Annotated in this window: 1 protein-coding gene and 1 pseudogene; both read left to right on the top strand. The window is 62.6% G+C overall.

Going from position 1 to position 1084, the window contains the following annotated elements:
- A pseudogene (locus tag FIV35_RS29485) lies at positions 1–207 on the top strand (IS21 family transposase); the annotation flags it as partial.
- Positions 200–1003 carry an IS21-like element ISPst3 family helper ATPase IstB gene (istB, locus tag FIV35_RS29480; RefSeq protein WP_011911830.1) on the top strand — a complete coding sequence of 268 codons (804 nt, stop codon included), beginning with the start codon at positions 200–202 and terminating at the stop codon, positions 1001–1003. The pseudogene FIV35_RS29485 and the gene istB, both read left to right, overlap by 8 nt.
- The last annotated feature ends 81 nt before the right edge of the window (positions 1004–1084 follow it).

Here is a 1084-nt window from a genome sequence, read left to right as displayed (position 1 = left end):
CTCGATGCCGTGCTGGTAGCCGTTGAGCTGGTACTGGAGAGCGGCAGCCTGAGCGCCGAACACATCCTCAATGTCGTGGCGCGCCTGGCCGCGACCGAACCACCACCCAGCGTCGAAACCCACTTGTCGCTCAAGGAAGCCCCCGTCGCTAACACGGCGCGCTACGACCGCCTGCGTGGCCAGGCCGAGGAGGTCGGTCATGCGTGATTTGATGGCGGAACTCAAGGAGCTGCGCCTGCACGGCATGGCCACGGCCTGGGCGGAGTTAACTGCACAGGGTGAGTCGAACACAGCCTCGTCCAAGTGGCTGCTCGAACACCTGCTGGAACAAGAGCACACAGATCGCGCCATGCGCTCGGTGAGCCACCAGATGAACATGGCCAAGCTGCCGATGCACCGCGATCTGGCCAGCTTCGATTTCAACGCCTCTAGCGCCGACGCACGCCTGATCAGCGAGCTGGCCAGCCTGGCCTTTACCGACACCGCGCAGAACGTGGTGCTGATCGGTGGGCCAGGCACCGGTAAAACCCACCTAGCCACCGCGCTGGCCGTGTCCGGCATCACCCGGCACGGTAAGCGCGTGCGCTTCTACTCCACGGTCGATCTGGTCAATCTGCTGGAGCGCGAAAAACACGACGGCAAAGCCGGGCGGATCGCCCAGGCACTGCTGCGCATGGATCTGGTCATCCTCGACGAACTGGGTTATCTGCCGTTCAGCCAGGCTGGCGGTGCGTTGCTGTTTCACCTGCTGTCCAAGCTGTACGAACACACCAGCGTGGTGATCACCACCAACCTGAGCTTCGCCGAATGGTCGAGCGTGTTCGGCGACGCCAAGATGACCACCGCCCTGCTGGATCGGCTGACCCACCACTGCCACATCGTCGAAACCGGTAACGAGTCCTATCGCCTGCAACACAGTAGCTTGGCGGCCCAGGCCAAGATCAAATCACGGGAGCGAAAGCGTAAGGGCGGCCAGGAACCGGAGGACGATGAGCCGTTCTGATTTCATGGCGACGACGGCCTGCTACATGGCTGCGTGTGGCAGGTCTTAAACAACTGAACTGGGCTAGCGAAGGAGTGGGGG

It is taken from the genome of Pseudomonas rhodesiae, assembly GCF_007858255.1.
Lineage (GTDB): Bacteria > Pseudomonadota > Gammaproteobacteria > Pseudomonadales > Pseudomonadaceae > Aquipseudomonas > Aquipseudomonas rhodesiae.
Note: the sequence above shows the minus strand (reverse complement) of the source record. Positions and strands in the feature narration are given on the sequence as shown.